Raw genomic sequence first — 25,804 nt, 5'->3', positions numbered from 1 at the left:
CGAAAAATCTAAGATTAAAAATTCGTGAAAATTTGTGTAATACGTGGCAAACAAAAAATAATCTGTGCAAATCATTTTAATCAGTGGCAAAAAACAATTTCGACAGCATTTAAGAATAAGTTAATTCGCGAATTCGAGCCAAAAAAACTTAGTAACTTAGCATCTTAGAACCTTAGCACCTTTAAAAAGGTTATAAAATCTTAAAAACAGCAACTTTTTGTTTGAAATAAAACAATTTGTTATAATTTGTTATTTTTCTACAAATTATTTGCTGATAGATAAAAGTGTAATAACTTTGCCCAAAATGATTTAAAAATGCAAGCAAAAGATTTACTGCAGTTAGCAGACCAATTTGGAAGTCCATTGTATGTTTACGATGCTGAAAAAATCCAATCTCAGTACAACAGATTAACTAAAGCTTTCTCTAAGGTAGAAAACTTAAGAGTTAATTACGCCATGAAGGCATTGTCAAACGTTGCGATTCTACAGTTATTAAAGAACATGGGGTCTGGTTTAGACACTGTATCAATTCAGGAAGTTCAGTTAGGACTTCATGCTGGCTATGAACCCGAAAGAATTTTCTTTACACCAAACGGCGTTTCTCTAGAAGAAATCGAAGAAGTTGCCGCAATGGGTGTACAAATCAATATCGACAACTTATCTATTCTGGAGCAGTTCGGAACAAAACATCCACATATTCCGGTATGTATTCGTATCAATCCACACGTAATGGCAGGCGGAAACGCTAACATTTCTGTTGGACATATCGATAGTAAATTCGGAATTTCTGTGCACCAGATTCCTCATATTTTGCGAATTGTTGAGAACACAAAAATGAGCATCGTGGGAATTCACATGCACACAGGATCTGATATTTTAGATATCGAAGTATTCTTGTATGCTGCTGAAATCTTGTTTGATACGGCTAAACATTTCAAAGATTTACAATTCTTAGATTTTGGAAGCGGATTCAAAGTACCTTACAAAAAAGACGATATCGAAACAGACATCGAAGAGTTAGGTAAAAAATTATCTAAAAGATTCAACGCTTTCTGTGCTGAATATGGAAGAGACTTAACGCTTATTTTTGAGCCAGGAAAATTCCTTGTATCTGAAGCAGGTCATTTCTTAGTAAAAGTAAACGTAGTAAAACAGACAACCTCAACAGTTTTCGCTGGAGTAGATAGTGGTTTCAACCACTTAATTCGTCCAATGTTATACGGATCTTCACACCATATCGAAAACATCTCAAACCCAAAAGGAAAAGAGCGTTTTTACTCAGTTGTAGGATACATTTGCGAAACAGATACTTTTGCAAACAACCGTAGAATTCAGGAAATTACTGAAGGAGATATTTTATCTTTCAGAAATGCTGGAGCTTACTGTTTCTCAATGTCTTCAAACTACAATTCAAGATACAAACCAGCCGAAGTTCTTTGGATGAACGGACAAGGAATCTTGATTCGCCAAGCTGAAACATTCGAAGATTTACTTAAAAATCAAATTCCGTTGCCAGAAGAAGTTGCTGCTACGGTTTAACAATAGAAAAAAAGAGAATATCACTTTAATCCCGTTTATTAATTGAGGCGGGATTTTTTTATTGTAGATTTCTGAGTTTAGATTTTAGATTGGTTTACATAATTAAGTTAATCTTCGCTTTTCACACAAATAAAAAAGTCATCTTAATTCATTATATTTGTACGAAATTTTTTATTTAAATGAATTACTATAAATATGACCTTACGAAAGATGAATCATCCACAATATTTAATTTTGTAAGTGTTGGAATAAAAGGAAGTTTTAGAAAAGTGGTTGCTTACACTCCAACTAAAAACCCTTCTATCTATAATCTTTGTTTTGGAAACTTAAAATACGCCCCATCAATAAAAAAGTATATTATAGATGATCAAGTTATAAATGACAATGGAGACATTAGGATTGTTTTGGCAACTGTAGCCCAAACTGTATATGAATTTACAAAGACAAATCCAGAAATAGCAGTGTTCTTTAAAGGCAGTGATGTTAGAAGAACAAATACTTACAAAAGAGTTATAATGTTAAATCTTGAGGAATTATCAGAAACTTTTGATATATTTGGTGCCCGAATAATTGATAATGAGCAGATCATAGACGAACCATTTGATTATACAAAAGACTTTGATGGATTTTTAATTAAAAGGAAAAAAATATGAAACGTATAAAAAAAATAGTGAAGCTAAAAAGGATTACAAGTAAAAATCCAAAAATTGTAATTGACCCATCACTTAATGAACTTAAAGATATTAAGTTTAAATCTGGAAAACCAGACGAAATAAGTAAACTAGAGTTTAAATTAAGTTTTTAATCTCCTTAAAATATTATAAAAATCCCGTTTCTTAATTGAGGCGGGATTTTTTTATTTCAGATTTTTAAGTTTAGATTTTAGATTATTTACACACTTTTGTCAGGCTGAGCGAAGTCGAAGCCCACGCAAAATAATCGCTCCTTTAAGAGTTTTTAAGATTTAGAACCAACACATAAAAAGTAAGTTTATTTTTATAATTTTGTAAAATAATATATACAAAATGGAACTTAGAAAAGAAATCGAACCACAATTAGAAATTGCCGAAAAACTCTATCCGGAAATACTAAAATCTATTATGGATTATACCGATTTTGTTGATGAGAATGGCGATGAAGAAAATATTGAATACCAAAAACTAGAAAGCAAAATTCATAATTTAACTGGAAAAGATATGTCTAAATACAATCTTTGGGAATGGTGGGAAGGCGAAGGTGCAGAAGTTCTTTCTTTTAGAATTGTATTACCTAACCCTTTAAAAGTTGAAGACATTACAAAAGAAGAACTCTCAAAAATTGTTTGCAATAGACTTGAAGGATTTGATAATTGCTTGTTAAATAAAAATGAAGATAATCAAAGTTTCAAAGCACAATTTCATCCTTATCTTACAGATTATTACCATGATTTCTTAAAGTTAAATTTCAAAAAAACATATAATTATCCAAAAATATTTGGCCCACAAAATGACAAAAATAAAAGGCAATTTTGGCTATCTAACTTAGAAAAAACTGAAAAGCTTTGGAACAATGGAATATTTCAATAATTTTTTTACAAGAGCATAAATTATTAAAAAGATTTTGATGGTTTTTTAATTAAAAGGAAAGGAAGATGAAAAGTTCAAAAAAAATAATTAAGACTAAAAGATTAACTACAAAAGACTCAAAGATTATTGTTGACACATCTCTCAATAATCTTAAAAATATTGAGTTTCAATCTGGAACACAAGATGAAATTAATAAAATCGAGTTTAAACTAAGCTTTTAATCTTAAAACCAAAATATCATCGAAGTCCCGTTTCTTAATTGAGGCGGGATTTTTTTATTTTAGATTTTTGAGTTCAGATTTTTGAGTTTAGATTCTTAAACGTCTGTCAGGCTGAGCGAAGTCGAAGCCCACGCAAAGTAATTACAATATTTGTCATTTGACAAGAATAAGAGTAGACTTGATCCAAAATAAAAAATATTTAATATCTTACCTAAATACTTTCAATACTTACAAAAATGGACTTTGAAGTACTTAATATACGAAAAATAGACTCCACAACTGGAAATTTAAAATTACATGAAGATTATATTCTTTCGTATGACCAGTTTGATGGTTGGACAGAAAGATTATTAAGATTAGGAATTTATATTGATATCATTTTTGAATGTAAGATCGACATGACGTTTCGTACAAAAAAATTTGAGAAATTTGAAAAGCAATTCGAATGCGAAATACCTTCTGAAATTAAAAACATAATTTTAGAAATACAAAAACTCGATCATTTAGAATTGAAACATTATTATTCTGATATATTTATGGAGGACCAAGGCAAGGAAGATTATGTTATTAATCATTTGGGCAAATCACACAATATCAGAATAGGAAATTTGTTCAAAAAACCGCAACCTGAAAATTCATCCGAAAAATTATTTTTTGACTTAATTGAATTTTTTGAAAAATGGCGAGAAGAAATTTATCAGCAATGTTTAAACGAATTAACACCATCCAATCAAATTCCCATTAATGAAAAGCGTAAACGAAGAAGATAAAAGTTTTTAAAAGAAAAATTAAAATTCTATCAGAAAAAACATCTTTTTACTTTATTCAAATAATCAAAATTTTAAATACCTTTGAAATTATGAGCACAACATCAAAACCAAAACATATCGGCAGAAACATCAGCCGAATCAGAGAGCTTCGAGGTATGAAGCAGGAAGCGCTTGCGCAGGCAATTGGTACAAATCAGCAGGCAATTTCTGGTATTGAAGGAAGTGAAACTATTGATGATTCTAAACTTTCAAAAATTGCAGAAGCACTTGGCGTTACGGTAGAAGCGATTGAGAGTTTTTCTGAAGAAAATGTATTTAATTATTTTAATACATTTAATGATTCCGTTTCAAACAGCAATTTTGGTCATAATAATATTTGCAATTTCAATCCACTTGACAAAGTTGTAGAACTTTACGAACGTTTGGTTCAGGCTGAAAAAGACAAAGTTGAATATTTAGAAAAATTACTAAAAGGAAAATAATTCCTTAGAAATATAAATTTTACAAAAGCACAGAGATTTACTTTGTGCTTTTTTTAAGCCCAGAAACAAAATGTCATATCTTCTTCTTGCCCTTTTTATTGTCTTAGTAAATTGCTCCATTTTTTATTTTCTAAAATCTGAAAATGGACTAAAAAAAATACTTTTCTACGCATTAGTCTATTTTGTAATTGCAATAGTTTTTACCAAAATTTATACTTTACTAAACATCGAAGAAATGCCAAATGGCTTTGCGTTTTTTGTACTTGTAATGTTTAGCTGGTCAATCGTACTAATGCATTTTTTAAAAACCCTAAACAACAGAAGAGTAAATATTGCAAAACAATTACAGATAGAAAACAATAAACTTATTAATTCTTCCGCTTATCTCACACTTATTACGATATCTATAACTGCCTTTCAATTGTATTTAATTTTATCAAAAACTATTAATGTTTTTAGAAGTTAGTTAGAATTGCAAAATCAAATTCACTAAATAAAAAAACAACTCTTGGACATTAAAAAAATTTATCGAAGATTCTTTTATATCAACACAAGATCAATAAACAGTTGGCAGGCCACCACTTCGATTTCAATACACGAATCATTATTAATATTTTTAATTTCACTAATTCTTAAGAAAATTTTTCTACCTAATTTAAAAATTAGTGAGCCATTTGTTTTTATCGCTTTTCTTGTTCTCTTTTTTGTTTTTAATTATTTTAATGATCAAACTTTTAAGAAAAAAGATAAAGAATATACAGCTGAATGGCTACAAGAAACCAAAAGAAGCAGAATGCTATATAGAACTAGTAATGTTGCATTTCAAATTTTTCTTTTCTCCACATGCATTATTATTTTAATGTATTTAGATAACAAATTATAACAATATAGAAATCAAAATAATCCCCAAAAGCAATGAAACCTACACTTCTACTATCAACATTATTACTGTTATTTGCAACCAATTCATTCAGCCAAACTCTTGCTGATTTAAAACTAAAACCAAAAGAAATTCCAAAAGGCGGCTATATGGTAAGTGATGGAAATATTTGCATTACACCACAAGCTTGTACTTTTTATAATGATATTGAAACGTACAGCAATATTGTGGGAACTATAAAAAGTAAAGCGATTCAGAGTTTTAAAAGCAAAGCAGATCGCGGTTCTATTATGTATTTTGAATTTGATCATGTTTTTAAAGGCGATAGATTCTTGCAAGGTTTACTTTGGGGAAAAGCGGGTGAACCAACGCCTGAACATCCAGAAGAATATATAGCAAAAGGTAGATTTCTAGTTATTTGGAGTCTGCAGCCAGATAGTCCGTTAAAAGAAAAATCGGAAACTAAAGTCGAGGCAATTTTAGAATAAAAAAATCCCGTTTCTTTATTGAAACGGGATTTTTTAAATATATCTTAAAGTAGTGATTATACATTTTTTCGCAAAAACTTGAACAACAGATACAACAGATAAAATAAAAAGATGCAAAATGCAATAATTAAAAACTGCCAAATAAATAACCCAAACTGAAAATCATTAATTAATTTATCCATAATTTTATCTTTTTAAAGCTTTCATTTTCTGACAAGCAAATAAACAAAAAAATCTTACACTTTTAAAAATAAAAATTACAAAAAATGAAACCTCAAGTACGAATCCTGATTTACTCTATTCTTTTCTTTTTATACCTTACTTCTACCCATTTTTTTCTTGAATTAAATGAGAAATTTAAAGGTGATGGTTTTGTAACTCTTGGAGTTGGCTTTGGTATCCTGAATCTTATTTATGCTTTTACAGCTCTAAAATGGAAACCCTTGCTTAATGTACTTTGTGCTGTCGGAATTGCGGCTTTGGCTATGTTTCTAGCTTTACAGTTTACCAATTTGCATCTGCTTGTAGATTATGATCCGTATCAGGTTAAAACTGCCATATTTGCGAATGCTGTTCTTTCTATTATTTTTTGGGAAATTGTATATCAGGTAAAGATTAGAAAATCTAAATAAATATATTTTTCAATTGTCTCCAGCTTTAGCTAGAGGTTAATAATAAAATCTTTCTCATAGGGCTTTAGCCAAATCTTTTTTTGGCTAAAGCCTTTTTACTTTTATCAAATATACCTCCAGCTAAAGCTGGAGGCAATTCATTTACAATTACTAATATTGCTTAAATACTTAAAAAATAATTCATTAGATTTACTCTTAAGTATTTAAAAATCAAACCCATGAAACGACAGCCATCAATCGACATTGTCCGCGGAATTGTAATGATTATTATGGCGCTCGATCATGTTCGAGATTTGATGCATGTTGATTCTATTACGCAAAGTCCAACCGATTTAACAACTACTTCACCTTTACTGTTTTTTACGCGTTTTATAACTCATTTATGCGCGCCTACTTTTGTTTTTCTGGCCGGAACTTCGGTTTATCTTTCGCTTCAAAACAAAAATAATGTTTCCGAAACCAGAAAGTTTTTACTCAAAAGAGGAATTTGGTTAGTTGTCCTTGAATTTACAATTGTCAATTTTGGTTTATTCTTCGATATTGGTTTTCATTCTCTTTTGTTTGAAGTGATTGCAGCAATAGGTTTTGGTTTTATCATTTTAAGTGCATTACTGAAAATCCGTTCACAGACATTAGGAATTATTGGACTTCTTATACTCTTTTTTCACAATCTCACACCGCTTATTCCATTTGCAGAAAATTCGATTTTAAAAACTGCTTTAGCACCGCTATTTAGTCCAATAGTATTTCCGTTTTCAGGAAGAGCTTTTATAATGGGTTATCCGCCGATTCCGTGGCTTGGAATTATGCTTATTGGTTTTGCAACTGGTAAATTCTTTGAATGGACTGAAGAGAAAAGAAAACAACTATTTACAAAAATTGGTTTAACCGCATTAGTCTTATTTATCATAATTCGTTTTGTAAATATTTATGGAGATCCAGCTTTATGGACCACGCAAAAAAATGTCGTTTTTACTTTTTTGTCATTTATTAATGTGACAAAATATCCTCCTTCTCTCCTATTTTGTTTAGCAACTTTAGGAATTATGTTTTTGCTTCTAGCATTTGCAGAACAATTCACAAACAGCATCAAAAAAGTGTATTTGGTCTACGGAAAAGTGCCTTTGTTTTATTTTGTCGTTCATTTTTATGTTATTCATTTTCTCACACTTCTTATGCTTTTTGCTCAAGGTTTCAGCTTTTCGCAATTTGAATTTGCAACCGGAACATTTGGAAGGCCAAAAGGCATAGAAAGCGGTTTATCTCTTTGGTTAATTTATCTAATTTGGATTTTTGTTGTTGTCCTACTTTATAAACCTTGCCAATGGTTTGGAAAATATAAATCGGAACATAAATATTGGTGGCTACAATACATTTAAAATTCATCAAAAGTCAGCGCATAAAATTCATTGCGTCATTTAAGAACTACTAAAAAACACTTTAGATTCTGTACACATTTTCTTATATTAGCCTTGAATTTTTCAAAGCCAAAATAATAAAATAATGAAAATCCAAACTTTATTGCTTTTGTCCCTAATTGCAATTTCATGTAAAAATGAAACTAAAACCGAAACACCTTCAACTACCCAAAAAGATATTTTAGAAGTCGCATTAAAACCTAAAACTAATGCTGAAATTAACATTGAGGAAGCTGATACATTGGTAATTTCTAAAAAACATAAAACCAACCAAATAAGTTGCGATTTAGACGGAGACGGAAAAGACGAACTCGTAGAAATTATCAGAAGTACAAAAAATGACAAAAGTGGCCTAAAAATAACTTTTGGAAATAATAAAAGAACTGATTATTTCGGATTCGGAAATACTGTTTTAAATCAAGGTTTTGATGAAATTGACTGGGTCGGAACATTTGAGAAAGCACCAAAAGGAGAAATCGTCTGGAACAACGTAAACGATGACGGTGAAATTATGGGCGAAGAAGAAATTAAAGAAGAAGATAAAATAAAACTTCCAAATGATGGGATTTTTATTCATGCCGAAGAAAGCTGTGGAGGCGGAATTATTTATCTAAAAAACGGAAAACACGAGTGGATTCAGCAGGAATAAGTTCATAAATAAAAACTCCTAAATTATTGAATATGAAAAGTACAGTAGAAATTGCCAATCGTTTTAGAGAAGTTATTTTAAACGGAACTTGGATTGCGAACACCAATTTTAAAGATCAGCTCGAAAATCTAGATTGGAAAATTGCAGTTAGTCCCGTTCAGAACTTAAATACAATTGCGGTTTTGGCGCAGCATATTCATTACTATATAAACGGAATCAATCAGGTTTTTAAAGGAGGAACATTAGATATAAAAGACAAATTTAGTTTTGATTTTCCGTCAATTCATTCTCAAGAACAATGGAATACTTTTCTAACTCAATTCTGGAATGATGCTGAAGAATTTGCGTCTTTAGTACAACAAATGCCAGTCGAAAAACTGGATGAAGGTTTTGTAGAAGTCCAGTACGGAACTTACAAAAGAAATATCGAAGCTATGATTGAACATAGTTATTATCATTTAGGGCAAATTGTTTTGATTAAAAAACAGCTTAACAACTTAACGTAAAATTTTCTTTCAAATCATTAAAAGTCATTAAATTAGAGTTCAACTTTAAAAATTTAAAAATGAAAAAATTAATCTTAGCATTTCTGTTTTTAATTGGCTTATCTGCATCAGCGCAAACTTCTAAAGAACTTATTGGAAAATGGCAATTGGTAAAATGGACTAAAAACGGAAAAGAAAAAAGCATTGAAAAACATTTTAAAACAGATCAGGTTTTTCAGGTTTTTAAAGAAAATGGTGATTTTGAAAGCGTTATTGGCGACGAATCGCATAAAGCAAAATGGAAATTATCTAAAGACAATTCTCAATTGACCATTGTTTCTGTTATTCTGCCGGTTGTGTTTACAATAAATTCTTTTGACAGTCAGAAACGTGTTATAACCAATCCTGAAGTGGGTACTTTTGAATACAAAAAAGTGGAAGAATAAGTTAGATTTTTTCTTGTTTCCTCTGAAAAACAAAAGCTGTAATCTAGCCCCGATGGAAGCGATATCTCCCGATTTAGAAAAACAAGGCTATTTCAGCCGTAGTTTTTGTTAATCGGGAATTTAGCGGACAGCGGGAGTAAACGTTCTTATGAAAATAGCTTTTTCTGCTCCTTAAATAAATTAGAAAAAGGCATAGTTGTTGAAAGTTAAATAAAATATATTTGCAACTTCAAAAGACACACTATGCAAAAAATTACTTTTCTCGTTTCTATATTGTTTTTAGCCCTTTCTTCTTGTGGGGTAAAAACAACACAATCAATGCTTAGCGACGGAAATTACGACGGTGCAATTGATCGCGCTGTTGAAGCGCTTCGCACCAAAAAAGATTCTAAAGGAAAACAAGATTATGTTTATCTATTAGAAGAAGCCTTTGCAAAAGCCAAAGACCGCGATTTACGTAATCTAGAAATGCTGAATAAAGAAAATAATCCGGCAAATACTGAACGTATCTATAATACTTATGTACAGCTAAATAATCGTCAGGAAAAAATTAGACCTATTTTGCCTTTGCCTTTATTGAAGCTGGGAAGAAATGCAAATTTTCCGTTTGATAATTATTCGAATGAGATTGTAAACAGTAAAAATGCACTTTCGAAATATTTATATGAAAACGCATCTACTCTTTTGAAATCAAATAACAAATTGGATTTTAGAAAAGCTTACGATGATTTTGCGTATTTGGAAAGTATTAATCCTGGCTACAAAAATACCAAAAAACTGATGGACGATGCTCAGTTCAAAGGAACTGATTTTGTGGATGTTTATGCTAAAAATGAAACCGAAATGGTGATTCCGAAAATGCTTCAGGAAGATTTATTGGATTTTAAAACCTACGGATTAAACGATAAATGGACGGTTTATCATAGCACAAGACAAAAAAATGTGTCGTACGATTATAGTTTGATTCTTAATTTCAGACAAATTGCGATTTCGCCAGAACAAATTAAAGAGAAAGAATTTGTTAAAGAAAGACAAGTTAAAGATGGCGTAAAAACGCTTTTGGACAACCGCGGAAGACCTGTAAAGGATAGTTTAGGTAAGGAAATTAAAGTGGATAATTATAAAACACTTCGCGCAACGGTTTATGAATTCAGACAATTTAAGTCTTGTCTGGTAACTGCAAAAGTGGACTATGTAGATTTAAAAAGCAATCAGCTAGTTCAGACTTTCCCGATAAGCAGCGAATATGTTTTTGAAAATGTGTATTCGAATTACAAAGGGAACAGAAACGCTTGCGATGATAATTATTTAGGGTATTTTGACAAACGCGCTATTGCTTTTCCGAACAACGAACAGATGGTGTATGATACAGGTGAAGACCTGAAAGCCAAACTAAAAGACATCATTGTAAAGAATAAATTTAGAAGGTAATTATATAACACAATTATAAAGAAAAAGGTGCATTTTTGATGCGCCTTTTTTTTGCTTTAAACTTTTTCAATAAAAAAAAATGTCTTTTTGAATTGCGCAACCAAAAAGTTGCGTATATTTGCAACTGATTAGTTGCGAATAAATATTCATAGAAAATGAAAAGAGATATTTTTCAAGCTATTGCCGATCCGACAAGAAGAGCAATATTGGTTTTGATTTCCTCAACTGCATTAACGCCAAATGCTATTGCAGAGCAGTTTCAAACTACAAGACAAGCAGTTTCTAAACACATTAAAATATTGAATGAATGTGATTTATTGGAAGAAAAGAAATTGGGCAGAGAAATTTATTATCAGCTGAAAATTGATAAAATGAAAGAAATTGATCAATGGCTGGAGCAATTTAAGGCAATTTGGGAACAGCGTTTTAGTCAATTGGATCAAGTATTACTTAACTTAAAATCTAAAGAAAATGAAGACTGATTTATTAATGAATTTTTCTGTAGACAAGGAAAATAAAAGAGTGAGCGTAAAACGCGAATTCGATGCTCCGTTATCAAATGTTTGGTCTGCATGGACAGAACCTGAAATTCTTGATTTATGGTGGGCGCCAGCTCCGTTTAAATCTGAAACCAAAAACATGGAGTTTAAAGAAGGCGGTAGAAGATTATATGCCATGGTTGGTCCCGACGGTGCTGAGCGCTGGAGTTATTTTGAATATTCTTCAATTTCTCCTAAAACAAATTTTAAACATTCTGCTACTTTTTCTGATTCCGAAGGAAATCCGAATTCTGAATTTGGAAGTTCGTTTTGGGATATTACTTTTTCTGAACAGGGAACTTCTACAATTGTTGATATTGTGATAAAACGTGACAGTTTTGAAGAACTGCAAAAAATAATTGAAATGGGCTTTAAAGAAGGATTTACTTCTGCAATGCAAGGTTTGGACAAAATCTTAGCAGAAAAATAAAGTCAATTCAGCCGAATTATTATTAACGAATTAAAAATATTAAGAAAATGAAATCAAATCTTTTAATGAATTTTACTGTTGATAAGGAAACTAATACTGTCAATGTAAAACGTGAATTAAATGCTTCGCTTCCTCAAGTTTGGTCTGCTTGGACTGAACCTCAGATTCTAGATTTATGGTGGGCGCCAGCTCCGTGGAAATCTGAAACAAAGAGTATGGAATTTAAAGAAGGCGGACGCAGATTGTATGCCATGGTTGGACCAGAAGGCGAAAAGCATTGGGCCATTGCTGATTTTACTTCAATTAGTCCGAAAACTAATTTTAAATATTTAGATGCTTTTAGCGATAGCGAAGGAAATTTAAACAAAGAATTTCCGCGTTCTGACTGGGATGTGACTTTTTCTGAAAAAGACGGTTCTACTTTTGTAGATGTTGTTATTAAACATGAAAAACTATCTGATTTGGAAATGATTATCCAAATGGGCTTCAAAGAAGGTTTTACTATTGCAATGGAAGGTTTGGATGCTATTTTTGCAGAAAAAGCAAAATAATCATCCAATTACATACAAAAGGTCAAAACAAAAGAAGAATTTACTGATATTAAAATTGTAATTTCGTTTTACATAAACATTTTTACTTTACTAGCAATGAACAAATTTTTTGCTCTGGCCTTTTTGCTTTTTTCTTCTACTTTAGCATTCAGCCAAAAGAATAAAACTAAAACCATAGAAACTTCAAAGCCTTTTGTTTTAGGCGTTATCGACGAAATTCAATCGAAAGAATTAAACGAAAAAAGAATTCTAAACATTTATCTTCCCGAAGGCTATAATCCAGCTGAAGCTATAAAATACCCTGTAATTTATTTACTTGACGGTTCTGCCGAAGAAGATTTTATTCATATTTCTGGATTGGTTCAGTTTAATAGTTTTGAATGGATCAATCAAGTTCCAAAATCAATTGTAGTGGGAATTGCAACTGTTGACAGAAGACGCGATTTTACTTTTCCTACTACTGTTGAAAATGATAAAACGAGATTTCCAACAACAGGACATTCTGATCAGTTTATTGCTTTTATTGAAAAAGAACTTCAACCTTTTATTGAAAAAAAATACAAGACAAACGATTCTAAAACCATCATCGGCCAATCTCTTGGCGGATTATTAGGAACCGAAATCTTGCTTAAAAAACCAGCTCTTTTTAATAAATACGTTATTGTAAGTCCGAGTTTATGGTGGAATAACGGTTCATTACTCGATTTGGATTCTGAAATGCTGAAAGAAAATTTTAAACAGTCAATCGAAATTTATATTGCTGTCGGCAAAGAAGGATTGGCTCCAACAGCAATTCCGCATGTTATGGAAGTTGACGCCAATTTACTGGCAGAAAAATTAAAAGCATCTAAAAGTAAAAACGTGAAAACTTACTTCGACTATTTCCCCGAAGAAAACCACGGATCGATTCTGCATACAGCTGTTTTTAATTCTTTCAAATTCTTTTATCCGAAAAATAAAGAATAGACTTTGTCATATTGTAAAATGTGAAATGTGAGATGCTAAAGTCTTCATTTCACATTTCACATTTCACATTTCACATTTCACATTTCACATTTCACAATCAACAATTTATCCCAACCATCCTTCTCTATCCAAACTTCGATATTGAATCGCTTCGGCAATATGTGAAGAAACAATATTTTCTGAATGATCTAAATCGGCTATGGTTCTCGAAACTTTTAAAATTCTATCGTAAGCTCTAGCAGAAAGGTTTAATCTTTCCATGGCTGTTTTCAGTAATTCTTTTGAAGCTTCATCTAAAACACAATACTCTCGAATCAATTTACTGCTCATTTGCGCGTTGTAATGAACATTTTCTACCGTTTCAAATCGTTTGGTTTGTATTTCTCGTGCTGCTGTAACTCGTTTGCGAATTTCTACACTGCTTTCTGCTTTTCGTTCATCTGATAGTTTATCAAAAGGAACTGGAGTAACTTCTATATGAATATCAATTCTATCTAATAAAGGCCCTGAAATTTTACTCATATAACGTTGCATTTCGTGTGGTGAAGAAGTATTGGGCATACTTGGATCATTAAAGAATCCGCTTGGGCTTGGATTCATGCTTGCCACTAACATAAAAGACGACGGATAGGTTATGGTAAATTTTGCGCGCGAAATAGTCACCTCTCTATCTTCCAAAGGTTGACGCATTACTTCTAAGACATCACGTTTGAATTCTGGCAATTCATCTAAAAATAAAACACCGTTATGCGCCATCGAAATTTCTCCTGGTTGCGGATAACTTCCACCGCCAACCAAAGCTACATTACTTGTAGTATTAAACTATGAGATTAATATTTTTCACAAAACAAGAATATAATTTCTTACATTTATCATCATATTTTAAAACTATAAACAATGTTCGAATATTACATTACTATCCCTGATGATAAAGAAGAATTTACTTTAAGCATTAAATTGAATTTGAAAAATAAGGGAATCCAATACAAAGAAATATCAACGAAAGATGCTAAGATATTAATTGCAATATTTAATTCTGAAATAGTTAAAGAAGAATTTGAACTAGAATTTAGAACACAATTTCCCTTCCTCTTCTAATTTTTTATCACTCTGTAATTCTATAAAATATCAATGCAAAAATATATTACAACTGCTGTTTTTTCAATCTTACTATTTACCACTATTATATTAACAGCCATTAATTATCATAATAATGATGTGCTTGAAAGTCGGATTAATACAATTAATAAGTATAATGAAAAAACAGTAAAAAAAGATTTGGATTCCGAAAAAGGTTTTAAGGAAGATTACTATATTCTACAACAGTCTCATGATACAAACTTAATTTTAGTTGTCTTTGGTTTGGTTGTAGCAGTAATTGGTTTTTTCACTTATCAAAATGTTGTTGCAAAATTTGATATAAAGTCCAGCGAACTCAGAAATGAAATTTTAAATTATAAAAATGAAATCGAAAATTATAAAAAAGATGGGCAGATAATAATTGATGAACTTGCCGACTTACAAAGAGAGTTTTATTTACAGAGTGCAGAACTTAATAGTGAAATTGCCGAATTCAATTTACAAAAAGGGGACAAATCATCATTTATACAATATAGATTTGCCTCTATCTCTAAGTTAGCAGATTTATGTCTGTGGCATATAAATAATAAAAGTGAAAAAGATGAAATTGAGGATTTAGAAGAATCCATTGTTGGATTCTTAGAAATATTAAATAAGAAAGTGTCAAATATTGAAAATGTAGACAGTGAAAACTTTGTTGTCATTGAAAATTATATAAGTAATATTAGGGAAATTAAAAACGTAAAAATTGACAAGGCACTATCACACATTCAAGTAAAAATAAAAGAGAATAAAAGCACTTAAATATTTACATAAGTAGTTCCTGTTATAAACTCTTTATTGTTATGTTTTTTCAATAAATCACGCCATTTATAGCCAGTTTTCTCAAAGTGGGGCGCATCGTGAAATTTCCAATCGCCGCCCCACGTATACCCAATTGATTTCAAATATTTGGCGACTTCCAGCCAATCAGCCATACCATCTTTGTCAAAATCTTCGACTAAAGACCAGCTTAATGATTCGAATGTTCCATTGTTATCACGATCATAAAATAAGGCAAAATCGAATGCCAAACCGAAATTGTGAATTGACTGACCGCCTTTTGCGTTTGTTACTTTTGGCTTTTTCTTGAATAGTTCATCCTGCTCTTTAAAGGTTCTTAAAGCTTGTGTAATGCACATCTTAATTCCTTTTCCAAGAATATTTTTATTGATATGTAAATAGGCTGTCTTTACTTCTTCCCTGATGAATGGGTGCAATGTTTGAATTCGTTCTAGTGAGATTTTTTCGATGTCCATTTAATAATTATAGTTTACCTATATATTAAATCACGCACGACCTTTTATTTCATTATAACTTAAAACACCATCAACTTCTTTAAACTCGTACTTAACAAACTCATTTACTTTATGCAAACCGAAATATTCAGGAACATAAACATCATAGCTGTAAACTTTACCGCCGTACTCTTTAATATCATCAACAAAGTCATCTTTCAGTCTTAAATGCCCAGAAACACGACCACCTTCACCACAATTTAGACTTAAATGATATTGCTTTTCTCTAATTAATTGAACCAAATCACCCGGCTTGATAATAAAAACATTATCATATTTATAAAGTGGTAACCAATAGAAAAAGTAATCAGCTTTACTTGCAAACACACCGCTGTCAGTTCCTTTGCACGTTCTTTCAAAAAATACGTTCGGTGTTTTTGCTTTGTCAGTCTTAATTTCGAATGTGATGGTCTTTAATAATTTATCATCATTATTAAATATTCCAAATTTCAAGTCCCACCCTTTTAACACAGCAACATCTTCTGCCTTGTTATCACAAATGAATTTTAAATACCTTCCAGATTTTTGAAGTGCAATTGAAAATAAATCTTCTATGTAAGTTATCGCTTCGGCTTCATAATAGTCGCCAAAAATCTTATTGCTTCTATAAAGTGGTGTGTCGGTTGTCTTAAATTGTTCTAACATATTCTGTATTTTTATTTTATACATTATATATTTTACCAAAACTCAACTTTTTAGAAAGAATGGATTTTTTATACAATCACTTTCGGCTTTCAATCTCATCACGGATAATTACACAGTATTCATACAATTCATTAGCCAGAAAATAATCCATCATATTACTTAATAATATGTCAGTAAATTGTCTATAGGGTTCGAGTTCTAATAATGCGCCAAGTTGCCAAGGCTTTAAAAGCCTAACCACTTCACTCATTGGCAGTGTATACAAATCAAGATTGCTTACTTTTCGTTTACTCATCTTTTTTAATTTCGTTTACATCAGCTTTTAATGATTTCAATTTTCCAATAAATTCTTTTACAATTACAAAGAATGATCTGTTACCAAGTTTCATTGATGTTTCATCCATTGATTTGATTTCGATGTACAACCAAACAGCTGTGATTATCTTTGGCAGAAAATCAGTTATTCCAAAAAGTACTTTTTCAAAAAAAGCGATAGAAACACCATGTGATAGCATAATCGTTGAAAGATAAAAAGCTAACTTAATAACAATATTGAAAAGTAAATGACTTTTAAATGATCCTTTACCATTGACTTTAATGGTCGTATATATTCCAAGCATAGTGTCAATTAAAACTGCAGAAAGCATTACAGCTAGTAATGGTACAATAGGTGTTACGAACGAAGCAAAAATGATAGATATGGGTATTAAGAATTTCAATTTGGTTAAAGTTATTTTTAGTAGTAAACTCGGATTTCAATATCAGTAGTTAAGATTCCGTCAGTCGGGGATAATCCGTTCAAAGTTTTAATGTCAATTGTACTTGATGTATTCCATTGGGCTGCGTTTACGTTTCCAGTTCCAAAGGCGGGATTTAAGAATACCGTTGTTTTGCCAGTTGTAAAAGCACCCGAAAGCGTACCGCGGTATGACCCTGTACCTGTACGTGTCCAAGAAATAGAACCAACTGTATTTTCCAAAATTGTTGCTGATGGTGCGTTAGTGCCACTTTGATACATTGTGGCTACATAAGATTTATATGCTTTAGGTTGAAAGTTAGAATCAACATAATTTTTTGGAACTGCGTTGTAGGCATTCACAGGATCTGGAACGACCAACGTACCCCCCATATAGTTTGAAGTGCCTGTGAAAGTATTTGACCCGCTTAACGAAGCTTTGCCGTTTAAAGATGAATTTACAAATGCATTTGTTGCCAATTTTTGCCAAGTACTCCAGTTGGCATTATCGGTAAACACACGTATATATGTTGTCGCACCCTCGATTGTATTCGCCCCACCTCCGTAAGAAGTTGCGGTCTGTTTTAACCATCCGCTACCATGGTTTTCATTTGTTACGTAAAACCAGCCATTGTTATTTTCGGGTGCGTTTATTAGTGAGTTACCTTTGAACCAACCAACGCTAGTTAATGAGTTTAGGTCTTGCGCTTGAATATCAACCGATGTGCTTAATTCCAGCGACCCAGTTTTTACATAACCATTTGGGTACACACTCATTGCATTAAATGAATTATTTGAATCAAAGTAAATAACACCGCTGTTATCTTGATAAATATTTGCACCATCGCCACCGTTGTATGCACTTCTGAATTTTATAAGCCCAGCTTTGTTAGCTGCATTATCACCAATAAGTAAGTTTGTGTAACCGCCAATTGCGCCAGCTGTTGAAGAACCAATAGCTACATTACCAGCAGAATTGACAACCATTTTTGTAGTACCGTTATTAGTTTTTAAAACAATATTCTTAGCATTTAATGACAAATCTTTATAATCACCGTTCGCCTCGTTTACGGTTGCTAACTCACCACTTCCTGAACTTTCAATCACTCGCATAACTATATCATTACCTAAGGCAACATCTAGTTTACCAATTGGAACAATACCAATACCTACTTTACCATTAGCATCGATTCTCATTCTTTCAGTTGCACTTGTACCTAAAACCAAATTACTTGTTTGTTCATTCATTAGTGTCATTGCTCCGCCAGATTGAGCTTGCAAATACCCGCTTCTTGCATTACCACTTGAGTTGAAAAATGATAAATAAGCCGTATCGTGTTGAAGTCTTACAGCCTCAGAACCGCCAGCAACTTGAAACCTTGCTTGCGGGTTTGTAATACCAACACCAACGTTACCACCATTTGGATTGAGCACTAAACCAAATGCTTGATTGTCTGATCGTCTTATCGATTGCAACCAAGAATGATACCCGCCTCCAGCACCAAATTGACCAAATGCGACACCAACATCAACACCTTTGATGTACGCACTTGCTTTTGAAATGCTTGGCGAATCTGTTTGCTCACTGTTTTCAATATCTAGCTTAGAAATTGGTGAACTAACCCCAATCCCGACGTTACCAGCCGATGAAATTGTCATACCTAATTTTGATTGGTTGTAACCAAACTCAGTATAAAAATTTAATGAACTTTTGTTTGTTGCTTCTTTCTCTGCAGAAATCTTCACCCCGATATGATCGGCATAGCCCAAAGCAATACTTGAACTACCCGTTGGACTTGCTGAGTTATATGATTGATTGTAAATCCCTAATCCCGCCGTTTCTTGTGAAGCTTTTAGAATACCAATTGTGCTACTATAATTATATAAATCACCATTTATTAGACTTCCCGAACCATTGAATACAGGATAGTAACCAGCTGTTCCGATACCTATTAAAGGATTTGTTAGCTTTAGCTGAAAGTTAGAATCAACATAATTCTTTGTTGTAGCTTGATAAGGCGCTGCAGGATCATTGATAACAATAATACCCCCTGAAAAGTTATTTGTTCCTGTGAAAGTATTTGAACTTGCAAGTCCTGCTTTACCATTTAAAGCTGTTTGAGTTGCTGTGCTGATGGGCTTGTTTAAATCGCTTGTGTTATCGGAATTAGATAAGCCAACTACAGTTTTATCAAGTGTTTGCCAAGTCTTATCACCTCTATAATATTGAGAAGTATTACCCGCTGCAATTATTGGTTCTTTAGTTGAATCGGTTGTTGGAATAGTAATATTTGATGATCCGTCAAAAGCAACGCCATTAATATTTCTAGCTGTCATTAGTCGTGAAGCGGATAAGACATTCTTAGCTGAGTCAGCTGTATTATCTGCATTTCCTAAACCAACATCGGCTTTATTTAAAGTAACAATTCCTGTTTTTCCAGCAACTGAATCCACCGCCCCACTTGTGATATATACATAAGTACTGCCACTCCATCTATAACATTTATTGTCATTAAGAGAAATGTAAATTTTACCACTTTCACCAACTGTCGGAAAAGTTGAAAGGTTTGGAAATTCTAAAACATCATCAACGTAACTAGGCAGTTGTGATGTTAAAATGATACCACTTGCATCTAAAGTTGCGACACCATTTGCAACACCCTTTTCAGATGTTGGAATTCGAGGTGTTGAATCAACTGCATTAATTGTTATGTTTGAACTTCCATCAAAAGAAACACCATTAATCAATCTTGCGTTTTGCAAAACAGTTGCTGATGAAGCATTTCCAGTTAACGAACCTACAATTGATGGTGCAGTTACAACGCCTGTAAAGGTTGGCGAAGCAATTGGTGCTTTGAGATTTAATGCAATCTGTTGAGCGGTTGAAATTGGCTTATTTGCATCCGAGGTGTTATCTGCATTCGATAAGCCAACATCATTCTTATCAATCAAAACAACGCCAGTTTTACCGTTAACAGAATCAACCGTTCCCGAAATCAAAATATAATTAGTTCCTGACCAATAATAAAGTTTACTCGTAAATCTATTCAAATAAATATAACCTGACTCACCAACTAATGGGAATTCAGCCATCGTCAAATAGTCACGCACATAGGGCGGTAATTCTAAAAGTGAAAGTTTCCCGTTTATTAGATTAGCCTTAATACCATACAGATCAGAAAAATTTGCATTTACATTCTGAAAGGCATTTCTTAATTTTTCACCTGTGCCATCATTCGGAAAATTTCCGACATTAAATATATGTTGTGCCATTAAATTATCTTTTTTTAGAATACCCAATTGAAATTGAAACCACCGTCAATGCTAGGCTTATTGATATATTCGGGTATATTCACACCCTGCATGAATTTGTAGAAATCCTGCTCGCAGTGTGCAGCCATATCTCGATAATATTTAGAAATTCTTTCCGTTTCTTTTGAATCTGCCACAACTGCGTTAGTAGCCTGATGTTTGAAGTTTCCACCGTTGGAAATCATTATTGAATTTTTCATAATGAAATCACCGACAGCAGCAAATATTAAAATCTTGGTGACGTGGTTTGAATAGATTTCTTGATATATACCTGAAAGAGAATCATTTGAAAAATCATTTAAAATTCTCTCGTAAAGATTTTTTCCTAGTATTCGTGAAATTTCGAAATTCTGTGCCACCCAGATTGATGGACGGATTTTGTCAAAATCGGTAGTGCCAACTAGTGACGTAATTTGAAATAATGTATTATCAGCATCATTGATTAAAAGTATATCGTTCATTACATATCAAGATCATTTTTAACTTCATCTAAGTCATCGAAATCTTTGAACTTTAATGAAATAGTAGGTTCGGCAATCTTTAAAACCGATTCCAACCCATCAATAATTTCCTCACGTGCAGGATTGATTTTATTCTGCATCAAATGAGCAATTGAAACAACACGATCTTCAGACTGAGAATTGAAACCACTTGGAACGGGAACTCCCATTATCATCGGATTTGTAATGCCATGTCCCACTAAAAGCATTTGCAATGCCTGAGTAGAATAGTAAACGAGCGTTTGGTCAAGATTTGAAATCTCGACATTTTCAACTTCAATTTTATTTCCGTCTAGTGAATCTGAAAAATTGATGATGATTTTATTGTTGTTTGAAGATCCGGTAAGGTTATCAATGATCTTCTGTTTAATTGCCTGCTGAGCTTCGACCGTTGGAATCTTCCCTCCTATACAGTTTATTATTTTACCCGCTGAGAAATTATTTTTAATATAATTTATGCTTGAATTAGTAAGTTCTTCGTCAACTTCTGCCCAGGATAAAACACTTACGAAATCGGGATTTGGGAAATAATCATTTGGTGAAATACGATTTACTGTTAAGATTTCAACAGGGTGATTCTCATCATATTTTCCATCAAATTTTTTGTAATAAACAGGTTTATAAAGTCGGGTGTTATTCCAATCTTTTGAGAACCAATAGCCGTCAACTTCACAATCATCATCAAGATTTAAAGCAAATTTGGCTGTGCTTTTCCATTTGATTTTTATTGGTTTTGGCTCAACATTTAAAAGTTTAGAGCCTTGACTCCAATGTATTTCAATGGTGTATTGTCCGTACATTTTGAAATCTTGACATATTAAGCGAAGATCAGTTTTAGAAATATATTTTTTAAGGTCGATGCCATTTGCATCAACCAAACCATCGCCATAGATATATTTTACAAAGCTGTTGATTATAGCTGAATTAATTGCCGATCCTGTGTAGCGGTCATAGATATATTTAAAGAAGCTGTTTTTATCACCATTACATAGCCACTCCTGACCGATTTTAGGCTGAACTTTCGGAATTACATAATTGGAAAATTTAGCATCAATTATAATTAAATCATTCAAAGATTTTTAAGTTATTTTTATTGCAGATAAGAAACCTGCCCCTGCCAGATGATTTCATTTTCATCTGTTATAATGAGTTCGAAAAGTGCATTTTCTTTTGGCTGAAAGCCGGGCAGTTCGATATTCATTACATTATTTTTATAAGTTGTGTTGAAAATAAAATCTTCATTTTTCCCGCTCATTTTACTTCTAAATTTCGCATTAACTATTGGCGAGAATGAGCGGGTAACTATACTTACACTATATATATTATTTTCATTTTTTGTAATTATCTGCATACTTATATAATTAGCTTTTTTGCTTATGATTGGCAATAAAAAAACCTATCCATCTAAGAATAGGTTTTAAATTATAGGTTATATTTTAATTATACATCCAAGTAAACATCGGATAATGCTGTTTTGTATGCCGTTACCGCCGTTGCTTCTAAATACGGAAATAAGACATTTTCTCTAGTTGTAAATGTTACTTTGAATCCACTAAGGTCATTTCTCTTCGCACCCGTTAAGATTTCCAATTTACTTTTAAAGCATCCAAATTCAGCACCTGCCAAAACTACTGAACCATCATATAATTCGATGTAAATATGAGGACGACCGTTTGACATTAAAACCATTTGGTCACGCAATAGTTTAGCTAATTTCGGGATATCAAATGTAATTGTTCCGTTTATAATTGAAGTTCCTGTCTCTTCTGAATTTTCCTCAGTTTCTGTGTAACTTGCTGTATCATTAACGCCCATGTTGTAATGAAATATTGTAGATGCCGTAATTCCTGCCGCATTTACACTTCCTGTTGGTGTTAAAGTGATTTCTTTGTTGAATTCAGCAATACCAAATGCTTTAATACCACTTACTGAACCCTTGCAAACACCATTATAACCTGCTGTGATTGTTTCACATGCCATAATTTTTATTAGTTATTTTTAGAAAGGGTGAACAAGTCACCCTTATTTTTTTACCCGTTATAAAGAACACCTTTTGCAGCTCTTCCAACGTTTGCTACTAATGTGTAAATGCTTCTAACGAATTGAACATCAGCATCTGCTTGCAATTTATTTACTTCGAATTTGTTAATATCATCAACTAAATCCGTATTCCAAGAAATAGCATCTTTTTTCTGAACGTAAACGTATCTTTCAGGCATTGGAACGAAAGCAATCTCAACACCATTGTAGAATACTTTTGAGTCATTTGCTGAGCTTTCGAAATCGAAATTGATTTGTTGAGCTGCGCCAACTGAATTATTTGCAATTCTCATTAATTGTCTGTGATTTCTTGGTGCATAAAAATAGACAGGTGATAAAGTATCTGCTAAATGTTCAGCAGGAATTGCAGCATAAATTTTTGCATACTCAGCTGCTATGTTTGCGCTTGTGATTGTTGTTCCAGCTACTTTGATGTATTTACCAACTGCTGATTGGTCATAAAGAACTCTTGAAATTACGCCATCAATAGGTGTTGCAGTCATTGCGGCAACAGCAGTCTGTGTTGCGGCAGTCATTGACCCCTGACCTGCGCCAGCTGTTAATCCAGCAATTGCAGTTTTAGTAGCTGCAGAAATACCCGACCAGAACATATTTTCAGCATCTTGTGAAATAGCTGGACCAAATTGAGCTAAAACGGCAGATCCGAATTCTGAGCTTTCAATTTCCCAAGCACCACCCTTCATTGTGGTATTAAAGCGTGAATTTCTTAATGCTTCCTGTAAAAAAGTTTGTTTATACTCCAATTTAATTGGCGTAATCATTCTATCAGTAACATCGATAGAACCTTGACTTGTAAGTGCCTGCCCCGTGTAAAGTTGAGCTGTAACAGTAACACCAGCTTCTGTAAAAATAGTACCCGCTTTGATGTTATCATTAAAAGTTACATAGTCATTTTTAATTGTGTTGTTCGAAAAGTAGATTTGTTCCAAAATTGGTTCAACTGCTTTCCCTCTAATGTCTAATGCTGCATAGTTTAATGCCATTTTTTAATTAATAATTTTTATTGGTAAACTAATACCGAGTGTTTTTACAGATTTTTTTGGTATCTGTATTTTTCAAGTGGTGTCATTTTTTCAATGTCCTCCTTTGTAATTTTTGTTTGAATCGTTTTTGCTTTTGATTCTTTAGCAAGATTTACCGCTTCTTCTTTAACCGCATCTAAATCTGCTTTCAATTTTTCAATCTCAGCTTTTAGATTCTCATTTTCAGCCTTTAATTCATCATTTTCAGCTTTCAAATCCCCAGCTTCATCTGCCTGTTCAACTTCTTCTTGCTTAACTTCTTGAATGTCGATGATAACACCATTTTCATCTGTTGAATATGATTTTCCCTCATAGACGAACGTTGCAGAAACTAATGGTGCGTCGTTGGCATCAAAAACAACCTGATCCTTTTCTAATGAACCGGCTTTAACGCTCAGATCATCCGAAATTTTGAACTCCTTTAAATCAGATTCCAAAAGAATCTTCTTCATAATTTGCTCTTTTACAGAACTGTAATTCATTTTCTCTTTTTTATTTTTTGCGATTCCCAATTTTGAATCGATTGAAAAGCCTTTCACTTTTCCAGTTTTTATGTACTCATTCCAGGTGCTTTCTGATAGCTTGGCACTCATCATTAAAGTCCCTTTTGGCAGATTCTTGAATCCTAACGCAACAGCTTTATCGTTCTTTTCATCCGCTATCGTCCAACTTTCGAAAAAAGTAATATCTTCTATTTTTTTATCATCGTCATGTTCAATTGTTGAATTTGACTGATATTTATTTTTAAAGAAATGTATTTGTAAATTTTCAATAGTTTCTGCCGAAGCTCTTACATAACACCCTCCTTCAAAATTTCGATATATCAATTGATTTGGAATCAAAACGGGGGCAGTAATTATTCTCTTTTCCTTGTCATTTGTTGAAAAATTCATTTCTTCTGTTGACAGTCGCCAATAATTATTTGATGCATTTGCGGTTTGGCTAACTTTCGGGTCGAGAGGTGTTAATTTTGCCTTTTTTTGGTCTTCCTTATTTAGATTTCCAATCCTTTTCAAGGCTTCAAATGTTGTAACACCTTCCTTATTTCCCTTATTGAAGAATATCTGTCTTGTGAAAAAATGCTTGCAGTTCACACCTCCCTTGTAAAATAAGACGTTGTAACTGCTTGCTCCTTTTTTACCAAAGCCAGGGTTTGAATCTGACCAGACTAAATCATCATACTTAAACACCTTGTTAGAAGCAACCATTTTACGGCAGAATTCACGGGAATTGGATGATGTAGATGATGGCGAATATTTGTATCGCACTTTGAAAATCTCGTTATCTTCAACACTTCCGCCCTCAGAAGTTGGAACTGCATAAGCAAAATCAATGTTTAATACATCATCTTCATTTTCAACTTTTTTCTCATCCAAAAGTTCCCATTCATCGGTTATCTCTTCGCCAAGCTGAATTAATTGGTCAATTCGTTCACTTGAAAAATCTTCTTCTTCTTTTGAACAGTTGCATTCAATTATTTCCTTTGAAAATTTTACAAATTCAACGTTGTAATTCTCATCCGAAATAGCAGGATCAGCAACAAGTGAAACACCATACACACCTTCTGTTCGATTTTCTTCAAATATTAAATCATAGATTGGCAAGTTTTCATTCATATA

The 25,804-nt window shown here is 32.5% G+C and carries 30 protein-coding genes and 2 pseudogenes; 20 read left to right on the top strand and 12 right to left on the bottom strand.

Going from position 1 to position 25,804, the window contains the following annotated elements; genetic code table 11:
* Window positions 1–312: 312 nt before the first annotated feature.
* The 18 genes and pseudogenes from lysA to ACFO3N_RS10210 form a co-directional block, all read left to right on the top strand.
* Window positions 313–1,539, top strand: a pseudogene (lysA, locus tag ACFO3N_RS10295) (diaminopimelate decarboxylase); the annotation flags it as partial.
* A 179-nt stretch (window positions 1,540–1,718) separates the two neighbouring features.
* Window positions 1,719–2,192, top strand: coding sequence for a DUF6934 family protein (locus ACFO3N_RS10290; RefSeq protein WP_379797465.1), 474 nt, complete (start codon window positions 1,719–1,721; stop codon window positions 2,190–2,192).
* Window positions 2,189–2,344, top strand: coding sequence for a hypothetical protein (locus ACFO3N_RS10285; protein WP_379797463.1), 156 nt, complete (start codon window positions 2,189–2,191; stop codon window positions 2,342–2,344). Before ACFO3N_RS10290 ends, ACFO3N_RS10285 begins: the two co-directional genes overlap by 4 nt.
* Before the next feature lie 220 nt (window positions 2,345–2,564).
* Window positions 2,565–3,104, top strand: coding sequence for a hypothetical protein (locus ACFO3N_RS10280; RefSeq protein WP_379797461.1), 540 nt, complete (start codon window positions 2,565–2,567; stop codon window positions 3,102–3,104).
* Window positions 3,105–3,169: 65 nt separating this feature from the next.
* Window positions 3,170–3,325, top strand: coding sequence for a hypothetical protein (locus tag ACFO3N_RS10275; protein ID WP_379797459.1), 156 nt, complete (start codon window positions 3,170–3,172; stop codon window positions 3,323–3,325).
* Between the two features lie 236 nt (window positions 3,326–3,561).
* Window positions 3,562–4,095, top strand: coding sequence for a hypothetical protein (locus ACFO3N_RS10270; protein WP_379797457.1), 534 nt, complete (start codon window positions 3,562–3,564; stop codon window positions 4,093–4,095).
* An 89-nt stretch (window positions 4,096–4,184) separates the two neighbouring features.
* On the top strand, window positions 4,185–4,577 hold the full coding sequence (locus ACFO3N_RS10265) for a helix-turn-helix domain-containing protein (RefSeq protein ID WP_250835182.1): 393 nt from the start codon (window positions 4,185–4,187) through the stop codon (window positions 4,575–4,577).
* A gap of 915 nt (window positions 4,578–5,492) precedes the next feature.
* Window positions 5,493–5,945: a hypothetical protein gene (locus ACFO3N_RS10260; RefSeq protein WP_379797454.1), complete on the top strand. Its 453-nt coding sequence runs from the start codon at window positions 5,493–5,495 to the stop codon at window positions 5,943–5,945.
* A gap of 266 nt (window positions 5,946–6,211) precedes the next feature.
* Window positions 6,212–6,577 (top strand): hypothetical protein, encoded by a 366-nt coding sequence (locus tag ACFO3N_RS10255; protein WP_095931341.1) that lies wholly within the window; start codon window positions 6,212–6,214, stop codon window positions 6,575–6,577.
* 218 nt (window positions 6,578–6,795) lie between these two features.
* Entirely contained in the window at window positions 6,796–7,956 is a 1,161-nt protein-coding gene (locus ACFO3N_RS10250) for an acetyltransferase domain-containing protein (protein WP_379797452.1), read from the top strand.
* Window positions 7,957–8,080: 124 nt separating this feature from the next.
* Window positions 8,081–8,644, top strand: coding sequence for a hypothetical protein (locus tag ACFO3N_RS10245; RefSeq protein ID WP_379797450.1), 564 nt, complete (start codon window positions 8,081–8,083; stop codon window positions 8,642–8,644).
* 32 nt (window positions 8,645–8,676) lie between these two features.
* Window positions 8,677–9,150, top strand: a complete 474-nt coding sequence (locus tag ACFO3N_RS10240) for a DUF1572 domain-containing protein (RefSeq protein ID WP_379797448.1) — start codon at window positions 8,677–8,679, stop codon at window positions 9,148–9,150.
* Between the two features lie 59 nt (window positions 9,151–9,209).
* Window positions 9,210–9,575 (top strand): hypothetical protein, encoded by a 366-nt coding sequence (locus tag ACFO3N_RS10235; RefSeq protein ID WP_379797446.1) that lies wholly within the window; start codon window positions 9,210–9,212, stop codon window positions 9,573–9,575.
* Between the two features lie 243 nt (window positions 9,576–9,818).
* On the top strand, window positions 9,819–11,006 hold the full coding sequence (locus tag ACFO3N_RS10230; protein ID WP_379797444.1) for a hypothetical protein: 1,188 nt from the start codon (window positions 9,819–9,821) through the stop codon (window positions 11,004–11,006).
* 155 nt (window positions 11,007–11,161) lie between these two features.
* Entirely contained in the window at window positions 11,162–11,488 is a 327-nt protein-coding gene (locus ACFO3N_RS10225; RefSeq protein WP_095931335.1) for an ArsR/SmtB family transcription factor, read from the top strand.
* Window positions 11,478–11,975 carry an SRPBCC family protein gene (locus tag ACFO3N_RS10220; RefSeq protein WP_379797442.1) on the top strand — a complete coding sequence of 166 codons (498 nt, stop codon included), beginning with the start codon at window positions 11,478–11,480 and terminating at the stop codon, window positions 11,973–11,975. The genes ACFO3N_RS10225 and ACFO3N_RS10220 overlap by 11 nt, the downstream gene beginning before the upstream one ends.
* Window positions 11,976–12,022: 47 nt before the next feature.
* Complete coding sequence (locus tag ACFO3N_RS10215; RefSeq protein ID WP_379797440.1) at window positions 12,023–12,526, top strand: SRPBCC family protein; 504 nt, start codon at window positions 12,023–12,025, stop codon at window positions 12,524–12,526.
* A 96-nt stretch (window positions 12,527–12,622) separates the two neighbouring features.
* The gene (locus ACFO3N_RS10210; RefSeq protein ID WP_379797438.1) at window positions 12,623–13,492 is read left to right on the top strand and encodes an alpha/beta hydrolase; all 870 of its coding nucleotides are present in this window, start codon (window positions 12,623–12,625) and stop codon (window positions 13,490–13,492) included.
* Between the two features lie 105 nt (window positions 13,493–13,597).
* On the opposite strand, the pseudogene ACFO3N_RS10205 reads toward ACFO3N_RS10210, so the two are convergent.
* Window positions 13,598–14,311 (bottom strand): annotated as a pseudogene (locus ACFO3N_RS10205) (YifB family Mg chelatase-like AAA ATPase); the annotation flags it as partial.
* A gap of 78 nt (window positions 14,312–14,389) precedes the next feature.
* Here ACFO3N_RS10205 and ACFO3N_RS10200 point away from each other — a divergent pair.
* Together ACFO3N_RS10200 and ACFO3N_RS10195 are read left to right on the top strand one after the other, a co-directional pair.
* Window positions 14,390–14,590, top strand: a complete 201-nt coding sequence (locus ACFO3N_RS10200) for a hypothetical protein (protein ID WP_379797436.1) — start codon at window positions 14,390–14,392, stop codon at window positions 14,588–14,590.
* Window positions 14,591–14,623: 33 nt separating this feature from the next.
* Window positions 14,624–15,376, top strand: coding sequence for a hypothetical protein (locus ACFO3N_RS10195; protein ID WP_379797434.1), 753 nt, complete (start codon window positions 14,624–14,626; stop codon window positions 15,374–15,376).
* On the opposite strand, the gene ACFO3N_RS10190 is transcribed toward ACFO3N_RS10195, so the two are convergent.
* The 11 genes from ACFO3N_RS10190 to ACFO3N_RS10140 form a co-directional block, all read right to left on the bottom strand.
* Window positions 15,373–15,870, bottom strand: a complete 498-nt coding sequence (locus ACFO3N_RS10190) for a M15 family metallopeptidase (RefSeq protein WP_379797432.1) — start codon at window positions 15,868–15,870, stop codon at window positions 15,373–15,375. The two genes, ACFO3N_RS10195 and ACFO3N_RS10190, sit on opposite strands and share 4 nt — an antisense overlap.
* A gap of 30 nt (window positions 15,871–15,900) precedes the next feature.
* Window positions 15,901–16,554 carry a hypothetical protein gene (locus tag ACFO3N_RS10185; RefSeq protein ID WP_379797430.1) on the bottom strand — a complete coding sequence of 218 codons (654 nt, stop codon included), beginning with the start codon at window positions 16,552–16,554 and terminating at the stop codon, window positions 15,901–15,903.
* Window positions 16,555–16,630: 76 nt separating this feature from the next.
* Window positions 16,631–16,849: a hypothetical protein gene (locus ACFO3N_RS10180; protein WP_379797428.1), complete on the bottom strand. Its 219-nt coding sequence runs from the start codon at window positions 16,847–16,849 to the stop codon at window positions 16,631–16,633.
* A complete protein-coding gene (locus tag ACFO3N_RS10175; RefSeq protein ID WP_379797426.1) occupies window positions 16,842–17,273 on the bottom strand; it encodes a phage holin family protein in 432 nt (143 codons plus the stop codon). The genes ACFO3N_RS10180 and ACFO3N_RS10175 overlap by 8 nt, the downstream gene beginning before the upstream one ends.
* Window positions 17,274–17,290: 17 nt before the next feature.
* Window positions 17,291–20,563, bottom strand: a complete 3,273-nt coding sequence (locus ACFO3N_RS10170) for a hypothetical protein (protein WP_379797424.1) — start codon at window positions 20,561–20,563, stop codon at window positions 17,291–17,293.
* Between the two features lie 14 nt (window positions 20,564–20,577).
* Window positions 20,578–21,063 carry a DUF6712 family protein gene (locus ACFO3N_RS10165; RefSeq protein WP_379797422.1) on the bottom strand — a complete coding sequence of 162 codons (486 nt, stop codon included), beginning with the start codon at window positions 21,061–21,063 and terminating at the stop codon, window positions 20,578–20,580.
* Window positions 21,063–22,175 carry a hypothetical protein gene (locus ACFO3N_RS10160; protein ID WP_379797420.1) on the bottom strand — a complete coding sequence of 371 codons (1,113 nt, stop codon included), beginning with the start codon at window positions 22,173–22,175 and terminating at the stop codon, window positions 21,063–21,065. Before ACFO3N_RS10160 ends, ACFO3N_RS10165 begins: the two co-directional genes overlap by 1 nt.
* A gap of 17 nt (window positions 22,176–22,192) precedes the next feature.
* Window positions 22,193–22,357, bottom strand: a complete 165-nt coding sequence (locus ACFO3N_RS10155; protein ID WP_379797418.1) for a hypothetical protein — start codon at window positions 22,355–22,357, stop codon at window positions 22,193–22,195.
* A gap of 185 nt (window positions 22,358–22,542) precedes the next feature.
* On the bottom strand, window positions 22,543–23,082 hold the full coding sequence (locus ACFO3N_RS10150; RefSeq protein ID WP_379797416.1) for a hypothetical protein: 540 nt from the start codon (window positions 23,080–23,082) through the stop codon (window positions 22,543–22,545).
* Between the two features lie 50 nt (window positions 23,083–23,132).
* The gene (locus tag ACFO3N_RS10145; RefSeq protein WP_379797414.1) at window positions 23,133–24,146 is read right to left on the bottom strand and encodes a hypothetical protein; all 1,014 of its coding nucleotides are present in this window, start codon (window positions 24,144–24,146) and stop codon (window positions 23,133–23,135) included.
* 44 nt (window positions 24,147–24,190) lie between these two features.
* Window positions 24,191–25,801 (bottom strand): septum formation initiator family protein, encoded by a 1,611-nt coding sequence (locus ACFO3N_RS10140; RefSeq protein ID WP_379797412.1) that lies wholly within the window; start codon window positions 25,799–25,801, stop codon window positions 24,191–24,193.
* Window positions 25,802–25,804: the final 3 nt, after the last annotated feature.

It is taken from the genome of Flavobacterium chungangensis (genome assembly GCF_042654045.1).
GTDB lineage: Bacteria > Bacteroidota > Bacteroidia > Flavobacteriales > Flavobacteriaceae > Flavobacterium > Flavobacterium chungangensis.
Note: the sequence above shows the minus strand (reverse complement) of the source record. Positions and strands in the feature narration are given on the sequence as shown.